The organism is Deltaproteobacteria bacterium (assembly GCA_016208165.1).
Taxonomy (GTDB): domain Bacteria; phylum Desulfobacterota; class Desulfarculia; order JACQYL01; family JACQYL01; genus JACQYL01.
Genome location: JACQYL010000086.1, coordinates 22,824 through 40,554, shown reverse-complemented (window position 1 = coordinate 40,554; position 17,731 = coordinate 22,824). Strand labels below are relative to the sequence as shown.

Here is a 17,731-nt window from a genome sequence, read left to right as displayed (position 1 = left end):
CGTACGGTTACCTCCCGTCCTTCGGACCCGGACAAACGAGTTGTCCGGGCCACCCATCCATCGTGGTCGATCCCTAATGTGACGACGAGCGAGACGGACTGGAAACGCCTTTCTGTTTCTGACGACCAACATGGTTCCCCCCACGAACAACGGCTTCTTCTGACCCTGCGAACAGGTGCAAAAAGGTGACCCCCATGGTGTGAAGGGAAGGGTAGTAAGAGGAGCGAAGAAGGCGTGGCCCTCTTCGCCGCCGATTCCATTATTCAGAACCTATTGTTTCACTTCCGTGGTTGTCTCTTTCCCTTTGTTCACCGCATTGTGATAGAAAAGCATGGGTTTGTAGGTGAACTCGACGAACATCTTGACCTGATCGTCCAGATGCTTGCTCTTTTCGCCGGAGACGCCGATGAATCCGCTGGTTCCTGGGGCCGTGACGTTTGTTCCCTGGATGGATCCGGGTTCCAGGTGGACGATATGGTTCTCCGTTCCCCGGTCCACTTTTGGAAAGGGCGGCAACTCGCCGGTCGAACTGGTAATGGGCTGACGGAGGAAGTATCCCAGCACGGTAACCGGGTGGAACGCGTCCATGGCCGTTTTCAGGCGATAACCGTCCATCTTTCGCCCCTTTTGCTCCGAGGCCAGGTCGGCAAGGGCTTCCAGCAGACTGTTCTCGAGGATCTCCGTCTTCTTGCCGTTAAAGAAATCGGTCTTGGTGTTCCCCTCGAGCGCCTTGAGAAAGAGGGTATAACCGTGGTAGCGGTCGGAGAGAATCTGAACCGCGCTTTGTCCGAAGACGTTCTTATAGCCTGCGAATTCATCCTCGAAGACGGCGGGGATGACCCTGGTCCACCAGCTGTTGAAAACGGCTGCCCCGGGGTGGTCGCAGAACCCGTCGCCGTCCCCGTCCGTCAGGAGATTGTTCCATTGGGACAGGAGTTCGAGGGCCTCGATCGTTTCAGGCTTTGTCGGGTTGCCGTCTCTCAAGATCTTGACCATCCGGTCTTTGATGTTCAGAGCCTTCTTGTCGTAAAAGGCGATGGTCTTGATCATGGCCTTCAGGTCCTCGCGGCCGACTTCCTTTTTGGCTTCGGCCAGGCGCTGAAGAGTGGTGACGCGATCGTCGCGGCCCCACCCCCCCCACACATCCGAGGTGGCCAGGTCCCCATGGCTCCATCCGGGGGCGGGTTGGTTGTTCCAATTGATCACGAAGCCGTTCGCTGGATTCGAGGCATGGGGGTTTTCGGTTTTGGGCAGGAACCCCTGCCATTCGTATTCCCCGGTGCCGGGGGCGGGCAGTCGAATATCGTAGCCCTCGGGCCGGATCGGATGAAGACCCAGGTGGTAATAGGCGATATCCCCATCCGTGGTAGCGAAGAAGTAATTGATGGACATGTCGCTTTGTTGGGCCGCTTTATTGAACTCCTGAACGGTCTCTGCATTCATCAGGTCGAAAAATGAAGCCAACCCTTGCAGGAATGTCTCCTTACAGCTGAGACGTTTGCTGAAGGCGACATGGTGGGCGGCATCCACAAAAAACACGGGTCCGTGGACCGTATAGAGTTCCTCCTTCGTGACCGGCTGAGGTTTTCCCTTTACGTAAAAGGTATGTGTTCTCACGTCCATGTCGCGCCATGCCCCCTGATACCAATATTGCCCGGGGTTGTCCGGATTGAGCTTTTCGGCGTAGATATCCTCGATGTTATCGATTCCCGCGGTGGACGAGAAGGCCGCACGGCGGTTGTGGCCGAACATGATAAAAGGATAACCCGTCAGGGTTGAGCCCACAACGTCGATTCCGGCCCCGTGAAGCCCCACTTCGTACAGGGCGGAAGGGAGTTGGAAACCAAACTGCGGGCCGCCCATGAGTTGGGAGCGTCCGGTGGACGAACGCGACGGAGCAACCGCCACGGCGTAGCTGGCCGGATGCCCGTATCCGGTCCATTCAGCGAAAAACCGGCCTTCGGCCCGTTCCCGGGCCAGCCCGCTTTCGGCCTGAAAGGCGACCTCGAGGGCGGCTGTCATGATGGGACTTTCCAATCCGGAACGGTCCGCCAACATCCTTCCCCGGGGCAGGGTGAACCTTCGGTCAATGGTCGTGGGGCTCTGGGGATCATATTCCCAGCACCAATCGTCAAAGATGGCCCGGCCCTTTTCGGGCCCATGCTTTCCAACAAGAAACTCGAGCACGGAGGCGTTTGCCAGTTCGGCGGACACATCCATGAAGAAACCCATGACCGACAGGAAGTCGGCGGCCACGTCCTCCGAAGACCAGGGAGTGGGCGTGAAATTGAGCTCTTTGAATTCCTTCGGGAGTTTGTTGGCCGGATCTGAAACGGTCTCGGCAATGAAGGCGTTGATTCCCGCGGCGTAGGAACGCAGGACCGTCCGCAGTTCCGGGCGAAGCTGTTCGACCTGTCCCTTGACCTGCGCCAGGGTCAGATTGTCCCTTCGATTGCCCTGGTCAAAGGCGAGAAGGTTCTCACCTAGGACCTCGGACAGACGACCCCAGAACGTCCGGCGAAATAGTTCGATCTGGAAAAGCCGGTCTTGCGCGGTGGCATAACCGAAGCCGAAAAAAAGGCCTTCGAGACTGTCCGAGTAGACATGAGCCACACCGTACTCGTCCCGGACGATCTCGGCTTTGGGCGCTTGAGCCAAGGCCGGGACGGCTGCAACGGTTAGAAGCACCGTTGCGGCGACAAAAAGACCGATGATGATTCTGCATCTTTTGAGCATTTTTCCCCTCCTACCGTCGTTGTTAAATTTCAATAGCTAGAGTGATAGAAAATATGGGGCCAAATTGCAATAGCATTGAACGGTCCTTTGAAGAAAAAACGAACATCCTACGATTTCGGTCAATGGTGTTAGGCGGCAAGCCTGAGATATCCTAAAGAAACATACAACAATCATGTAGTTTCAATCCGTCGGGGTCCCAGTTACGTGCGAAGCGAACTCGTTCGGTATGGTCCATGGAGCATCAACCGCATAACCTTGACTTTTGGGAGAACACCGCGGTTTCGTATCTCCGGGTTGATAAACCCGTAAAAAGTCGAAAGCGGCCGTTCCCCGTCATTCCGGCGAAAGAGGCTGGGTCACGATTCGTCATCCCGGCCAAGCCCCGCGAAACGGGGCGCGAGCCGGGATCCGGGATGGATTGGATTTATTGGGTTTTTCCGGATGACGGGTCTCACCGCGCTCGTCCGAAAGGACGCTTCTGAGATTATAGCACAGTCTCGAAAGCCTGAATCCATTCATGTGAGATACTTTTGGATGCCGGATCCAGTCCGGCATGACGACCCGGGGTTCTTACGAAAGCATCCAGGTTGAAGGAGAAAGGTTATCATCCGGTATCTTCCGGTTTCGCTGGGGCGGTTCCGCCATCCTTCCCGAGGCCCGGTTTCCTGCATGGGGGCCGGGGGTCGTATTCAGCGACGAACCGTAATATGGCCCACCCCGTCGTCGATTTCGATCCTTGCACCGAGCGGGGCCGACAGCTCGGCGAGACGCGCGAGCATCCACGAGGCTTCCCGCTCCGTTGGAATCGCCGGTTTTCCCTTTACATCGAGCATTAAGGGCAACAGGCGGACTTCGAGACGATCCGGCAGGATCGTGACTTTCGCCATCAGAGCGTCATGGGCCTGAGGGGGCATGGTATGAGGCGGCCGAAACAGGAAATTGCCCAGGCTGAGAAAAGCCACACCGCCTTTTCCGACCAGGATTCCCTGGGGCACGTGAGGACCGTGGCCGATGACGATATGGGCCCCGGCGTCCAGGGCGCGTTGCGCCAGAGCGATATGCTCGGATGGCGACCGTTCGGTCCAGCCTTGCCCCATGTGGAGATGCAACGCCACGATGACCAGGTCCGCTTCGGCCGCCATCCGGGTTATGGCGCTTTCGGCCGGACAGGTCTCCCAGGAAGCCGCGCCGGCTCGATCGGAACCGGCCGAGAATCGATCCGGATTCATGGAGAGGTAGGATAGGATGGCCAGCCGGATTCCGTTGGCTTGGAAGGTGAGGGGCCGGCAGGCCGAGTCGGCGTTTTCGCCCGCTCCCACGGTCAGGATGCCTCTGCCGACCAGTTCATGGAGCGTTTCCCGAATCCCGAGGGCCCCGCAATCCAGGATGTGGTTGTTTCCCATGGTGGCAACGGTCCTGCGCGTGGGATGCAGGAAATCGGCGACGGACGATGGACTCCATAACCGGGATTGGTTCGGAAACGTGCGGCAGGCTCCCGCCGGGGGATCTTTGGACAGGAGCACCCCTTCCATGTTGAAGATGAACACATCCTCCTCGTCCAGCAGGCTCCTGATTTCCTCGAGCGGATCTTGGCCGCTAAACCACTCGCCGTGGGCGTACGTATCTCCCACGGCGGCAATGGTGAGGGGGGGAGCCTCGTCGCGATGGGGTAGGGTGCGGCAGGCCTGAACAGCAGCGATGCAGACCGCGACCAATCCGACGGCGACGAGGACGCCTTGCCCGACCCTCCATTTCCAGCCGCTACGTTTGTTTTTCGGATCGATCCGCATGAGTCGCACTCTTTCGGCCGACAGGGAGTCATTTGAAGGTGGAAAGCTTGCCGCGTACTTTAGCACGTGGCCCAGATAAACCGTCAAGAAAAGACCCCGTTGTGCTTGTGATAACAAGCAGATAGAGTAGTTTTGGACAAAGAACCTATCATCAACGGGGTGCAAGTAGCATGACACAGGGTGTGTTACCATTCAAGTACGAAGAAGAGAAGAGAGGACTGGGAATAACAGCGCTGGGCGGGTTACCGGTCTACCTGGAGTGGATGCATGATTTGACAAAAATACCCATGGAAAAAGCTTCGTCGCTGTTTTCCATGGGTAGAGCGGGGCGTCGGGATCCATCTCAATGTAGGGTCCCAGGTCGGCGTGCTTCCGAGCCCACCGCTCAGCTGGGGTACGGAACCGGCCGCCACCATCCGGTCATGCCGAAACGCTTTTCCATCAGTACACCAACAGGTAGAAACCTCCTTTGGTGTAGCCGTCTTCCGGATCCCAGATGTACACGGATACAACGTTGGAGGAGGGGACATGCCAAGGCACGCCGGCGACGCAGTTCGCATTGCGGGTCACTACGGTGTTGGTTTCCACGGTACACGAGACGTATCGATCCGCTACATTGAACCCCATGTTGACTGAGTAATCCCCATTGCTGCCGGACAGGATAGGAGCGACTCCGTTGACGTTGTTGAACCACCGGTGGATGCTGACCACGCCGTCGCTCAACTTTACGAGGACTCCGGCCAGCAGACCCTGGCCCGGATCTCCTTTATCTCCTTTGGCGCCGGCGGCGCCTGCAGCGCCGGCAGGTCCGGCGGGTCCAGCGGGCCCGGCAGGTCCTTGCGCGCCCGTGTCGCCTTTATCGCCCTTGTCGCCTTTCTCCCCGGCCGGACCCTGGGGCCCCGGATCGCCCGGATCGCCCGGATCGCCTTTGGGTCCGGCAGGACCCTGGTTGCTTATAAACTGCCGCACCAGAACAAAATCTTCTTCGGCCGCTCCCGCCAGTTTCAGGGTGGCCGTGGCATTGTCATTGTCCACGAAGGTCATTTTAAGGTGGTGTCCCTGGTTTCCCAGGTCATCGGCGTCTACTCCGGCGGCAAGGTCGGCTGTCAGGAATGCCGCGAAGTTGACCCCTTCAGGCGAATAGATCACCACCGCCGACTTCGGGTTCACGTCGTACGCTTGAACATAGAAACTCACCGTGGGCGCTATAAGGTCGTCTTTCCAGACGCCGTCCTGGGCAAAGGAAGGCGCAGCCCACACCAGAACGATCACCAGCAGAACCGAAAACAGAATCCCCTTCTTCATTGCTTTCGCTCCTTTCCGCTAAACAGTTCTTTAACAGGGGTCTTGAAAAAACGTTCCCTCTTCATCGCCGCGTCCACTACAAAATACCTTATTATAGTATATAATGTATAAATATTCAAAATAATTCCAAGTTCCGGGGCGGCAACCGGCCGAGCAAGCCGTCCGCGGCAGGATGCAAACCGGATTATTCAGGGCTGCTCCAAGCCCCTCTTCGATGCAGCCATGGGGCACGGCCGGCCGGCTCCGGACCGGGGACCGAACGGCATGGGCTCCATGCGAAAGCCTTTTCCTGTTCTTTGAAGCGTCGAGGCCAGGATATCTCGTGTTCTTACTCGATGCGGGTGATCCAGCGGAGCAAAAAGTGTTTGTATGAGCGGGGGCAACGCGTGTATATCGGCCGCATACGACTGGAAGCGCTTGAGAATATACCGCGGGCGCCGGCCACACATCCCGAACCCGAAAGATGAAATTATGCAACATCGCCGTCAAACCTATCGACGTATCGTGTCTCTGACGCCGTCCATCACGGAAACGTTGTTCGCCCTGGGACTCGGAGATCGGGTGATCGGCGTGACCGATACGTGTGACTATCCCGTGGAAGCTTCCGCGAAGCCTCACGTGACTTCCTGGTTCGATCCGGATCCGGAGCGAATCCGCGCTCTGGGGCCCGACCTGATCCTGGGCCTTGAATCCGTTCACCAACGGCTGAAACCGGTGTTGGAGCAGACCGTTCCCGGTGTGGAAGTAATACTGACGATGCCTACTTCCGTGAATGAAGCGCTCGAAGCCATACGAACGTTCGGGAAACTATTCCATGCGACGGACGAGGCCGAACGGCTGTTGGCCGGCCTGAGGCAACGCCTCGAACGGGTGGATGCGGCGGTCGGCCGCTTGCCATGGACGGAACGCCTCACTGTTTCGCGCGTTCTGGAGTGGAAGGGGGAGGAGCTGCTCGTGGCGGGCCCGCACTCCTTTCAGTACGACGTGATCCTCCGGGCGGGCGGGCGCACTGTCACCAGCGGGATTTCGGAGGCTTACCCCCGGGTTTCCATGTCTCGGTTCCTCGAATGGGATCCGGATGTGGTATTCTTCTGCGGCTACGACCGCCGATTCATACCCAGGCTGAAGGAACACCCTCGATGGAAGCAATTCAAAGCCGTCGCCACGAATCGGGTATTCATGTTCGACTGCAACCTGACCTGCAGGACCGGTCCCCGTATCGTGGATATGGTCGAGTTGCTCTACCACACGTTATACGCCGACGGCTCCTGAGGCGCCGGGTTCCGAGGCCCCCCGTTCGAGGACGATCCCCGCGCGACTTTTTCGACGTCGCTAACGATAGGCGGCCGCTCGAAGGACGCAGGCCATGTTGCTGGGAGATTGGAATTCCCCCGACCCGGACGCTCAGTTTCGGCCTTGATTTAAAGCTCGAGGACAGGCTCACCTTGAGAGCGCTACGTATGAGAGCACTACTTAATTGATTTCATGTTATGCTATTTTTAAATGATTTGATTCGTTCAAGGTAAGATCACGACGAGAACCTATCAATTGGAGATTGGATCAACTGATGAATGGACCGTTGAAGAAGGTGAAAGAAAAGAAGCAGTACATCAAACCGGTGCTGATCAAGCATGGGAGTCTGAATAAGCTCACGGTAGGACTCCCAGCTCCGACCTAGGTCGTTTGATTCAGGAGGACCTTTGCATCGCGAATGATTCCGGAGGCGGCGCATTCAATTGACAAGCCACGGAACCCTGGATAAGCGGTCTAACCTGGGCCCGTATCTTTGGTGGCCGAAGGGACTTCTGATCGCGCGCCCTCGCGTCAAACGCCTCAATTGAGTCCTGCGCCGCGGCGCCGATGGTCAGGCCGGGGAACCTTTGCCCCTGCATTGGCGCCAGAACAGCAGGCCGTGCAGCAGGGTCTCGGGAAAGCCCACGCCCAAAGCTTTGCTTATTTCCGCATTGATCTCCAGCAGCTTGAAGTTGATCACGTCGACCGGTTCGATCACTTCGATTTTTCGCTCCGGGCCGTCATAGTCGGGATGACCCGGATCGCAGAGAAACGAAGGCGAAAGGCTGAAAACCGCTCTGCAGATCAACGGCCGTATGTCATAAATCCTGCAAAAACCGCCGTCGCGGTCGAGAAAAACGCACGGACGGCGCAGAGCGGCGTAGCGCCTCAAAACCCCGGCTTCCATGTGTCCGAAGCGCCGGACGATTTCATTGAAGCTTCGAACGGCGTCGACGGCGCCGGAAAAGATGCTCGGAAAATCGGGCCATTCACGAATCCTGTCGTATATCTCCATGATCTCGAGGGGTTCCACTCCTGTGGGCATTTCAATGCAGCACGTCGAGCATCCCTTTTTGCAGTATACGTTCAGCCCTTCGCGAGCGATGACGGTCTCCACAAAACGATCGTACGTCTCCCGAAACGCCTGCATCAGTTCGAAAACCGTGGTGGGGATCCGCCGGGATTCGACAAACCGATCCACTTGATACTCGACCTCTTCCCCCATTTCGGACGCCAGTTCCAACATGCGCTTGTTGAACGCCTTTACGTCCGGATCCAGGAAACAGGTAAAAAAGCCGGGTTCGCGGTGGGAAACCTCTCTTGATTGATCTGAATCCATGCCGGTTATGCTCACCGTAAGGCGGGATGCTGTCGGAACGTGGGGCCTTCCGCGGGTGGTGCTTCTTCCTGAGCTTTCCGCAGTTCTTGCAGATCCGTCACGGGCGCGGGCGTCATCAGAAATGCGCGTTTTTTGCCCTTGAACGTGCCAAGTCCCACAATCTGGCCGTGATCGTTGATGTCTACAGCCCTCTCGATGGACCAGCGGAGGCCTTCCGCCATCGCCAGGCCGAGAGAGTACGTGACGCCGTTGATGTACACAAATGCCGTTTCTCCCCGCTGGGTTTTGTGGCTCAGGTAACCCACGATTTCATTTCGATTATTGATGGCCATTGGGTAGCTGGACACGTCTTTTCGTATGTTGACGATGGGTTTCATTCCCTTCGATCGATTCCAGAGAAAGCCTTGTCTGAGTAGTTCGTCGCCTTGGAGGGTGGAACTTCCGACCACGTTTCCCAGATCGTTCAGATTGGCGGCCGCACTGTAATTTCCTCCGAGGGTTCCCAGGGGTTGCATTCCGTGGGCCGCGTCCCAGACGAACGCCTCGCTGAACTTTCCCACCAGTTTTGTTCCGATGACCATTCCGGAATTGCCTATTTTCACGTTGTCAATGGGCTCGCTTTGCAGTGGGAGAATCTCTTCGAGGACCGGCGGAGCAGTGCGAGCGTCGCAGAGAAAGATGCCGTACAGGAGGCTATTCCCTGCGGATTTCACGATCCCAACCACCTGTCCCAGGTCATTGATCCCTTGACAACTGGTTCTCGAGTCCGAGGTCTCGGCAAGCAGGTTTGTCCTTTCGTTCGGAGTCCGGATGAATCCACGCCCGCTCACGCTTCCCACGATCTGACCCTGGTTGTTGATGTCCTCCGGGTAGCCGTAGCCGGAAAGTTCCTTGCTGAAAGTGTAGAGCCCCGTATCCGGCTCCCAGAGGAAGGAACCGAATCCCGCGGTTGAACTCTTGGAATGTCCGATCACTTCGCCCGAGTTGTTTATGGCCGTGGCCGAACTGAACGTAGCGTCCGCGATTCCCAGAGCGTTGACATGGTAGTTCAAGACCTTGCCATTGAGAGACACGTCGATCCGGGGGCTAAAAGGCGCATTCGTATGGATGCCGAGTATGGCGGCGCTGAGGCCCGAGGTTTCAGGCTCGAAACTTACGGAAATCTCGATGGATTCATAGGCTCCAAGGTTTAACGGCATGGAGGGCGGTTGCGTCAGGCGGAAGCCGTTTTCCGGAAGGCCCGAAAGTCCGGTGACTTGATAGGCCTGAGGGGAAAGGTTGCTCAGCGTGAAACTCCACTCGGCCTTGGAACCCGGTCGTATCTGACCAAAATCGTGGGAAGTAGCGGACGGCCATATATCGGGAAAAACCTCCAGCACGGCGCCAAAGACGATGTTGAGAAATTCGGTTACCTGGACAAGCTTCTGCTTGATTTCGGTTTGGGTGCCTCCGGGACACGTGACCGTGTGACGGACCGTGTACGATCCCGTGCGCGTATAGGTATGCTCGGGGTTTGGCGCCGTGCCGCGCTTGCCATCGCCGAAGTCCCACTCGTGCAAGCAGTTGTCCTCGCTCGCCGAACCGGTGAAGCGGACGGTAAGAGGGCCCGGGCCCCCGACGGGATCGGCTGTGAAATCCGCCGTCTGCGGGGGGCCGAAAGCGGAAGCGGCCGATGTACATGCGAGTAGGAGAATGAGGATTAGGAAATACGGACCTAGTCCGGAGTCGTTACGCCACACGTGGTCTACCTCCCGATGTGATGCATGAGTCATGGGAAAACGTTCGCTGTCCGGGACAGCGTGAAACCTCGCCAAGCAACGCCGCTTGAGAACGGGCTCCATCCAATGCATTCGCCAGCCGGCCAGAGGCCTGAACGGCTGCCCGAACATGTCCCGCCATTATGCGACACTATTTTTCAATTGGCGAGCAGTTTCTGTCCGCCGCCTACAGCATGGGCAGGCCCCTCCGTCCGTGCAGGCGCCGCTCTTGATTTCCGGGTCCATGTGCTTTAGGATAGCGCAATGGTTCGAAAGGACGGTAAAAGTCGGGAGGTTTGAATGATGAAGCTCATCTTGACCGCACTGGTCCTCTGGTTGCTTCTTGCGGGCGGCGCCTGCATGGTCGTTCCGCTGCACGGTCAGGTTTTGGTCCACCCTTACGAGCAGCCGGCGGGATACCTTTCTTATGGCTATCCCGCCCACCCGATCGCATATAGCGGCTATTACGGTCACCCCATCTCGTACGGATATTATGCCCGTCCGGTTGTCATCCACCGTTCGTACATCAGTTACGGGGTTAGCCCGATCACCTGGAGCTACGGCTACCCACGCGGATATACGTATTGGCCTTGATTCGTGCAACCGTCGAGGCGCTACTTCCTCGGATCGGTCTTTCACGCTCGATCCGGGGCGAAATCAATGGAGAGCGAAATGGAAACGAAGATGAAAACGGCCCTGGTTACGGGAGCTAGCAGCGGCATCGGACGGGAGACCGCTCTGATGCTGGCGGACAAGGGTTTCCACGTCATCGCCGCCGCACGGCGGTTGGATCGCCTGACAGAGCTTTCAGAGCGCTTTGAACGGATTCACCCCATGCAAGTCGATCTGTCCGATCCCAAAGACACCCAGCGGTTTAGCGGGGAGATTTCCGCGTTCAGCGATCCGGTCTCGGTTCTCGTGAACGCGGCAGGATACAGCGTTCGGGGAGCCCTCGAAGACGTTTCCCAGGAAGCGGTCCGGCGGATCTTCGAGGTCAACCTGTTTTCTCTGATGCAGGTGACCCGAGCCTGCCTGCCCGGCATGCGAAAGCAGCGAGAGGGAACCATTGTCAATCTCAGCTCCATTTCCGGGAAATTCGCGTTCCCTTTGAGCAGCGTTTATTCTGCGACCAAATACGCGCTGGAAGCCGTCAGCGACGCGCTGCGGATGGAACTGCGGCCGTTCGGCATCCGTGTTATCGTCGTCCGACCGGGGGTGATAGCCACCGAATTCCATGGGGTGGCCAATGAGATGAGCGGAGATCCCGCGGGCCGGACGGACGAGGACTACAAGAAGGTCTACCAGGCCGTGGGCGCCGGCGTGGGGAAGATGTTTATTGACCTGAGGATTCCGGGACCGGCATTGATAGCGAAAACGATTGTGGATGCGGTGTTATCGAAGGCCCCGAAGGCCGCTTATGCGGCGGGACCTTTTACGGAGGACATTCTGGAAGAGCGATTTGCCTTGGACGACGACGCCTTCGACCGCTTTTGGACGGACAAGCTCGGACTCAAGGATATTAGTGTCTGACTCAGACGATTTCTACCGGAATCTCAACTTGTTTCGCAACGCCAGAAGCCCCAGCAGTCCCGAACCCAGAAGGGAAACAGCCCAGGGGAGGGGCGTGTGCTGTACCAGGACGTCGTCCACAAAAAGAGACGTGAGAAGGCCGCTCCCGTCACCGGGAACGAAGCTGATGTCGATGAACGCCTTTGATCCAACGGGCACGCCGGACAACTCGACAATGCCCTCCAATCGTATCCAGTTCGAGAGCCAAAAACCGTCGTCGTCCTGCTCGAAAACGAAACCGAGACCGTCCACCGGCCCCCCCATCAGGACATTATTGTCGCCGGGGAGCTTCAGCGTAACCTGGGCCACACCGGTGTTGCCCACATAACTGTTCGTATACAGTCTGATCCAGGCGCTGAGGTAGAGGGACGCCGCGTCGGGAACGGAGAAGTCCTGTTCGATACTGCCGCCGAAGAAGATAATGGTCACTCCGCCGGAACCGGTGTGGACGGACATCGCATCGCCGGTTCCCACGAACCCGGCGGATGTCCAATTGGTCAAACCGGCTTCAAATCCTGGGTTCAGCAGCAGGTTCGCATAGGACAACGCAGGCATACACATCAGCGTTCCGAGCACCATGCCGCATATCCATAGTCTTGCCTTGATCATGTCAAATCCCTATTATTATACTACCCGCCACGAAGTCCGCGATCATGAATGATCTCATCCTCTCGCTAGGATCATGAACTTCTTGCCGCTTTGAGTGTGCACTTTTTCTAAAAAAACGGTCTTCAAGAAATACTCCAGGGTAACTATGGCATATCAATGACACTTAGTCAACTAAAATGTCTTGTAACGCCGTTCACACAGATCGCCCGCTAGACCCTGGTACATATCCTTACCTCACATTCCGGCGCTTCCATTGCTCGAGTCGATGGTACGTTTTAGACTTCCGATCGGCATCCGGATGAACATCGTAGGCTCCCGCTCTTCACGAAACTCACACCATTGTTCGTAGGCGCTCCTGACACAATCCGATACGCTTTCAGCCTACCTTCGGTTCGCCTTTAGTAAATGACGTCAAACTCGGGAATATGATAGAGTTCGCGAATCTCGTAGATTAACGTATCGGGCAGATACCTTCCCCAGAGCTTTATGGGCAGGCGCTCGATTCGGGTTTGCGGACTGAAACCAACGGCAAACAGATACTCCACAAGAAACTCCACGTTGATGGGAATATAGCCTTTGTAGGTATTGTTGTGCCGTTGTCGAATGATGCGTTCCTCATGAATGCTTTTTCCGAATTCGGACTCAACCACATCCGGAAACGCGGCGAGGATCACCTCGATGAAAACAGTGTCCGCCGCGCCTGCTAAAAAGGGCTCCAGCCCCTTTTTCAACTCGCTGTCCGGAATCCCGCGATTCAGGTATCTCGCCCATCCTTCGGATTCCATGTACCGCCGGCAAACATGTTCCCGGTCCCATTGGAATTCGAGGATCAGGCTGACGGCGCGGTAATCTCCTTCAAAGTACTCCTTTTCCACGATTCTGAAGCTCGGGACATCGGCGAGCCGTGATTCCAACCGCTCGAGACATTCCGGTCCTCCTACAATCTTGATGCCTCCAACGTCCCGAATGCTCATGGCCGCCTTCTCCAGCTTCATGGTCCCGTCCCTGAAGGCGTGCGCGACGGTCTTCTCCGCGGAAATGAATTCCTCTTCCATCTGATCATGCGGCGTGATGAGCTGTTCGAGTCGAAGGCCGTGAGATTTCGCTCTCTGGTCGGCCATGCCTGCGGCCAGTTCGAGGACTCTTCCCAAGATCCAGTTGGCGATGTATCGGTTCGCTTTCTCCGCAATCCTCCTTGGACGTTTAATCCGATAAATGCCCAGCAGCCGGTTCTCTGCATCGAAGCAGATGGTTCCGTTGATGGGGGTCTCGCGGTAGAAGAAGTCGGGGTCGCTTTTGTACCATCTTGTGAGTTCTTCAACTCGTGCGTCCGCATTGTTGCTGCAACCGCAGATGACGTCCCGCAGTTCCCCCTTGGTGTAGATCCGCTTTTCAATGAACGATGCGCCGTGCGTCATCCCGATCAGAAGTTCGCCCGCGCTCTTCAAGCTTTCGCCCAGGACAAATCCGTCACAGATGAGGATCTGAGTAAATTTCAAGAAATCGTCCACCTCAAGCCGGTCGCAGAGGCACCTCTCGACGATGTCAAACAACTCATCCCGATGCACAAAAGACGCCAGATACATCGTAATCCTTTCAAAGTACATCAGTATATATCGGAATGGTTCGTTATCAGCATTTGCGGTGAGGTGTCAAACAAATAGCAAAGGCTTCGCTTTCATTGACAATGTTGCAGGAAGGTACAGAGGCGCCCTTTCAGGAATGGGCGAGAAACAATCGTGGATTACTTCAATAAAAGTGGCAAGTCTGTTCCACTGCGGGAAATGTTAGAGCGGTATCTCGTCCGCCGATAATCCTTCGGGATCGACGGCATATTTGTTCAGGAAGGACTCCAGTTGGAAAGCCTTTTCCGGCGGCATTCGGTTGAATTTTACTCCGCAGCACCTCTGTTCGAAAGGGTTGACGAACAGGGTGTTTTCTCTGGCGACATCGAGATCGTAGATGACCGTACAAGAGATGTCTTTTATATAGAATTCACCGTCTTTCATAAACAGTGCGATTTCGGCTTCGTGCTCGCGCCGGTCTTCGCGACCGTGCGAGACATACTCGAATGCCAGGCCGACCTGGCTGATGTTCTTGAGTTTTCCCAATTTCTCGACACTCGGCGCCATGGCGGCGAACGCAAGGACTTTGGGCACAAGTCGCTTCTGGCGACGACGGTCGCTGCTGTTATCGGACGAATCCACTGCCGTTTTCCCTCCAGTGTTTGTGTAGCGGTTCGTTCAGGATGGGCGCCGGTTGTTTCAGCTCGATGACGGGGAACAGGTATCGGTTTCAGTGAATAAGCACCTGGCGCAGGCGCGCACGGAATGATCGCACGTTGAGAAAAGAAAACACCGTGCCTCCCCCCGCGCGGTTTTGCTCGGATGGAGCGGAGATTCTCCTTCATCGTGCTGCGGGAATCATTTTTCCACAAATACCATGCATTCATCATACAGGGGCCGGCATACTACGTCAATGAGGTACAGGAAGAAATCCGGCGATCCATGGACTGGGTGGGCGGGGGGACTTCCGCTGAAGTCCCGCCGGATATCCATGCCCGCGAGGTTTCTTCCTCTTCGGTCCAATCGGATGGTGATTCGCGGGTTCGAAGCGAGCCGGCTCCCGATTCCCGGTGGGGTCAGCCGCGGCCCAGGACAGAGGAGATCAGGCTCTTCCAGTGACGACCCAGCCGCCTCGCTGTCCCTTGCCCCCCCGGCAAACCGCTCACAATCCCATAAACTTGGCGGCAATCCCTTTCATGATTTCGTTTGTTCCGGCAAAGATGGACATGACGCGCATATCCCGCCAGGCCCGAGCAATGGGGTATTCTTCGCAATAACCGTATCCCCCGAACAACTGGAGACATCCGTCCGCCACGCGCATGGCCATCTCCGTTGTCCAGTATTTGGCCATGGAAACCTCAACGATCAGGCTCTTTCCTTCCATGTGATCCGCAATGAGTTTATCTATAAATACCCGGCCTAATTTGGTCTCTGTGGCCATTTCAACCAGCTTGAACTGGGTATTCTGAAATTTGGAGATCGGCTTTCCGAAAGCCGTCCTCTCTTTGGTGTAGCGCATACCCATTTCAAGGACGCTCTCGGCAGCGTTCACGGCCATCAAGGCGCAGATCAGCCGCTCCGGCTGGAGTTTTTCCATGAGCATCGTGAATCCGCCGCCCTTCCGTCCCAGGCGGTTGGCTTTGGGAATCCGGCAGTCGGTGAAAAACAACTCGGCCGTGTCCTGGGATCGCCAGCCGATCTTGTCGATTTTCTTGCCTTTCTCAAACCCGGGCGTTCCCGCCTCGACCAGCACCAGATCGATGGCCTGATAAGGGGTTTCAACGGCGGGGTCCTTGACCGCCAGAACGACTAGGTCACAGTTGATGCCATTGCTGATAAAGGTCTTCTGACCGTTGATAATCAAATCATCCCCGTCTTCCACCGCCGTTGTGCGTATGGCGGCCAGATCGCTGCCCGTGTTGGGCTCGGTCATGGCTACCGCAGTGATCATATCGCCGGAAATACAAAGAGGAAGGTACTTGTGCTTTACTTCTTCCGAGGCGTAGGCGCTGATGTAGGGCACCACGATATCGGAATGAAGGTTGGCGGCGAGACCGGTAAAATTGGTCTTGACCAGTTCTTCGCAGACAATGACGGAATACAGGAAATCGGCCCCAAGGCCTCCATACTCCTCCGGAATGTCCATGCACAGAAAACCTTGCTCTCCCATCAATTTCCAGACGGACTTCGGTACGATGCCGGCCGTTTCCCACTCGTCCGCGTGTGGAGTGATTTCGCGCTCCACGAATTTTCTAAAGGTGCTCCTGAATATCCTGTGTTCTTCCGTGTGGTTCAGAATCTCCATCCATTTCCCCCTTATTTCTCCGATCCGGCAACGTCGATCAAACCAAGGCGGGCGGCGGACTATCCCCCCCGCTTGTGAGATGGAAGCCGGTCGTGCGTATCGTATTCGGCTGATCGAATTCTTAAACCTTATTCTATATTTTGGATATATTACACTTTAGATAATGTCGATTTTTATCGATTCAGTTCAACTCCAGACCGCACCGGCGCGCGAAGTCGAACAGCCCTGGATGATCATGCATGCAGGCCGAGGACGGCGATACTGCAGACACTCATGAACGGAAAACCGCCCAGATTGTGTGTCAATCCAAAGCGTGGATTCTCTACCTGCCTGTCACCCGCCCGGCCCAATAACTGCAAATACATCTCATAGATCATGCGCAGCCCCGAGGCTCCTATGGGATGTCCGAAGCATTTCAGTCCTCCGTCCACTTGGCTGGGAATCCGGCCGTCTCGGTTGTAGAATCCATCCAGGACGTCCCTCCAGCCGCGGCCCCGCTCGGAAATGTGCAAATCCTCGTAGGTCACCAGTTCGGTGATGGAGAAGCAGTCATGGAGCTCCATCATACTGATCTCTTCTCGCGGATGTTGGATGCCCGCTTCTTCATAGGCCTTGCCGCTGCAGCGATCCGTGGTGGGGAAGTAGGAGCCGTCCCAATCGTTGTACCCCATCTCCTCTCCATTGCTGAGGGCCAACTCGAGCGCTTTTACGGTGACCGGGTTTTGGATGCCCATGTCTCTAGCCTTTTCCGGAGTGGTCACCAAGGCGCACGCGGCGCCGTCGCTCACTCCGCAACAGTCGAAGAGCCCGAGGGGATGGGCGATAATGGGGGCGGCCATGACCTGGTCGATGGTCACTTTCTTCCGGAGATGGGCCTTGGGGTTCCTCGCTCCGTTTTCATGGCTTTTTACGGACACCTGGCCCATGGCCCGTTTGAGATCCGATTCGGAAATCGCATACTTGGCTCCGTAGGCCGTGGCCAGCTGGGCGAAAGCGCCGGGCGCGGTGACATTCGGCCACCACAGCCAGCTCAGAGAGCCGAAACCCGATCCCGGGTTGGGAAGTCCTCCATAACCCGTGTCCTTGAGCTTTTCCACACCCATGGCCAGGCAGATATCATAGGCTCCGGAGGCCACTGCATAGACCGCTCCCCGAAACGATTCCGTCCCGCTGGCGCAATAGTTTTCCACCCGGGTGACCGGAATATAAGGTAAACGTAACGCGCGCGCCATGGGAAGCGCGCTTTTTCCTATGTTGATTTCCTCTATGCACGTCGCCAGCCAGGCGGCCTGGATGTCTCCCGGATCGACGCCCGCGTCCTCGATACATTCGGTATAGGCCTCGACCATGAGTTCTTCACCGCCAACGTCCCAGCGCTCGCCAAAACGGGTGCAGCCCATACCGATGATCGCAACTTTATCTCTAATGCCCGTAGCCATGTTTTCTCCTCCTCAACCCAGGGG

The 17,731-nt window shown here is 56.6% G+C and carries 13 protein-coding genes; 3 read left to right on the top strand and 10 right to left on the bottom strand.

What is annotated here, in order from left to right; all coding sequences use genetic code 11:
- Positions 1-270: 270 nt before the first annotated feature.
- From HY788_16920 to HY788_16910, 3 genes are all read right to left on the bottom strand, one after another.
- Entirely contained in the window at positions 271-2,736 is a 2,466-nt protein-coding gene (locus HY788_16920) for a penicillin acylase family protein (protein MBI4775827.1), read from the bottom strand.
- 689 nt (positions 2,737-3,425) lie between these two features.
- Complete coding sequence (locus tag HY788_16915; protein MBI4775826.1) at positions 3,426-4,526, bottom strand: CapA family protein; 1,101 nt, start codon at positions 4,524-4,526, stop codon at positions 3,426-3,428.
- A 441-nt stretch (positions 4,527-4,967) separates the two neighbouring features.
- Complete coding sequence (locus HY788_16910) at positions 4,968-5,831, bottom strand: hypothetical protein (protein MBI4775825.1); 864 nt, start codon at positions 5,829-5,831, stop codon at positions 4,968-4,970.
- Between the two features lie 471 nt (positions 5,832-6,302).
- Between HY788_16910 and HY788_16905 the strand changes: the two genes are divergently transcribed.
- On the top strand, positions 6,303-7,103 hold the full coding sequence (locus HY788_16905) for an ABC transporter substrate-binding protein (protein MBI4775824.1): 801 nt from the start codon (positions 6,303-6,305) through the stop codon (positions 7,101-7,103).
- A 592-nt stretch (positions 7,104-7,695) separates the two neighbouring features.
- On the opposite strand, the gene HY788_16900 is transcribed toward HY788_16905, so the two are convergent.
- Positions 7,696-8,463 carry a YkgJ family cysteine cluster protein gene (locus tag HY788_16900; GenBank protein MBI4775823.1) on the bottom strand — a complete coding sequence of 256 codons (768 nt, stop codon included), beginning with the start codon at positions 8,461-8,463 and terminating at the stop codon, positions 7,696-7,698.
- Between the two features lie 11 nt (positions 8,464-8,474).
- Positions 8,475-10,202, bottom strand: a complete 1,728-nt coding sequence (locus tag HY788_16895) for a PKD domain-containing protein (GenBank protein ID MBI4775822.1) — start codon at positions 10,200-10,202, stop codon at positions 8,475-8,477.
- A gap of 318 nt (positions 10,203-10,520) precedes the next feature.
- On the opposite strand from HY788_16895, the gene HY788_16890 reads away from it, so the two are divergent.
- Both HY788_16890 and HY788_16885 read left to right on the top strand, forming a co-directional pair.
- Positions 10,521-10,814 (top strand): hypothetical protein, encoded by a 294-nt coding sequence (locus tag HY788_16890; GenBank protein ID MBI4775821.1) that lies wholly within the window; start codon positions 10,521-10,523, stop codon positions 10,812-10,814.
- A 78-nt stretch (positions 10,815-10,892) separates the two neighbouring features.
- Entirely contained in the window at positions 10,893-11,750 is an 858-nt protein-coding gene (locus HY788_16885; protein MBI4775820.1) for an SDR family NAD(P)-dependent oxidoreductase, read from the top strand.
- A 12-nt stretch (positions 11,751-11,762) separates the two neighbouring features.
- On the opposite strand, the gene HY788_16880 is transcribed toward HY788_16885, so the two are convergent.
- The 5 genes from HY788_16880 to HY788_16860 form a co-directional block, all read right to left on the bottom strand.
- Entirely contained in the window at positions 11,763-12,398 is a 636-nt protein-coding gene (locus HY788_16880) for a hypothetical protein (protein ID MBI4775819.1), read from the bottom strand.
- Positions 12,399-12,796: 398 nt separating this feature from the next.
- Positions 12,797-14,005 carry a hypothetical protein gene (locus HY788_16875; GenBank protein MBI4775818.1) on the bottom strand — a complete coding sequence of 403 codons (1,209 nt, stop codon included), beginning with the start codon at positions 14,003-14,005 and terminating at the stop codon, positions 12,797-12,799.
- Between the two features lie 180 nt (positions 14,006-14,185).
- Positions 14,186-14,605, bottom strand: coding sequence for a hypothetical protein (locus HY788_16870; GenBank protein ID MBI4775817.1), 420 nt, complete (start codon positions 14,603-14,605; stop codon positions 14,186-14,188).
- A gap of 520 nt (positions 14,606-15,125) precedes the next feature.
- A complete protein-coding gene (locus HY788_16865; protein ID MBI4775816.1) occupies positions 15,126-16,268 on the bottom strand; it encodes an acyl-CoA dehydrogenase family protein in 1,143 nt (380 codons plus the stop codon).
- A 233-nt stretch (positions 16,269-16,501) separates the two neighbouring features.
- The gene (locus HY788_16860; protein MBI4775815.1) at positions 16,502-17,707 is read right to left on the bottom strand and encodes an acetyl-CoA acetyltransferase; all 1,206 of its coding nucleotides are present in this window, start codon (positions 17,705-17,707) and stop codon (positions 16,502-16,504) included.
- Between the last annotated feature and the right edge of the window lie 24 nt (positions 17,708-17,731).

What these genes read in the sequence shown, in the direction of transcription:
- HY788_16920 (MBI4775827.1), bottom strand. Translation starts at nt 2,736, where the DNA reads ATGCTCAAAAGATGCAGAATCATCATCGGTCTTTTTGTCGCCGCAACG.
- HY788_16915 (MBI4775826.1), bottom strand. Translation starts at nt 4,526, where the DNA reads ATGCGGATCGATCCGAAAAACAAACGTAGCGGCTGGAAATGGAGGGTC.
- HY788_16910 (MBI4775825.1), bottom strand. Translation starts at nt 5,831, where the DNA reads ATGAAGAAGGGGATTCTGTTTTCGGTTCTGCTGGTGATCGTTCTGGTG.
- HY788_16905 (MBI4775824.1), top strand. Translation starts at nt 6,303, where the DNA reads ATGCAACATCGCCGTCAAACCTATCGACGTATCGTGTCTCTGACGCCG.
- HY788_16900 (MBI4775823.1), bottom strand. Translation starts at nt 8,463, where the DNA reads ATGGATTCAGATCAATCAAGAGAGGTTTCCCACCGCGAACCCGGCTTT.
- HY788_16890 (MBI4775821.1), top strand. Translation starts at nt 10,521, where the DNA reads ATGATGAAGCTCATCTTGACCGCACTGGTCCTCTGGTTGCTTCTTGCG.
- HY788_16885 (MBI4775820.1), top strand. Translation starts at nt 10,893, where the DNA reads ATGGAAACGAAGATGAAAACGGCCCTGGTTACGGGAGCTAGCAGCGGC.
- HY788_16880 (MBI4775819.1), bottom strand. Translation starts at nt 12,398, where the DNA reads ATGATCAAGGCAAGACTATGGATATGCGGCATGGTGCTCGGAACGCTG.
- HY788_16875 (MBI4775818.1), bottom strand. Translation starts at nt 14,005, where the DNA reads ATGTACTTTGAAAGGATTACGATGTATCTGGCGTCTTTTGTGCATCGG.
- HY788_16865 (MBI4775816.1), bottom strand. Translation starts at nt 16,268, where the DNA reads ATGGAGATTCTGAACCACACGGAAGAACACAGGATATTCAGGAGCACC.
- HY788_16860 (MBI4775815.1), bottom strand. Translation starts at nt 17,707, where the DNA reads ATGGCTACGGGCATTAGAGATAAAGTTGCGATCATCGGTATGGGCTGC.